Here is a 217-nt window from a genome sequence, read left to right as displayed (position 1 = left end):
GTGGCAAAGAGCACCGCGCGGGCGTCCAACAGCGGCAGCAAGGCATGTGACAGGTCTGGGTCTGCTTCGATGATGGGGCGCACCCTCTCATCAAAGGACGCCTGATCGATACGAGATGGCAGGCGCAACCCAAAGATCCGGAACAGCCCGCGTATCTCGTTCGCCAGATCAATGCATTTTCGCTGAACTGCCTTTCGACTGCTCAGTAACGCACGGA

1 pseudogene is annotated in these 217 nt (G+C 58.5%); it reads right to left on the bottom strand.

Features of this window, described 5'->3' with window-relative positions:
• Positions 1-217 (bottom strand): annotated as a pseudogene (locus tag AB2B41_RS24230) (IS110 family RNA-guided transposase); the annotation flags it as partial.

Source organism: Sulfitobacter sediminis (assembly GCF_040811725.1).
Lineage (GTDB): Bacteria > Pseudomonadota > Alphaproteobacteria > Rhodobacterales > Rhodobacteraceae > Sulfitobacter > Sulfitobacter sediminis.
Note: the sequence above shows the minus strand (reverse complement) of the source record. Positions and strands in the feature narration are given on the sequence as shown.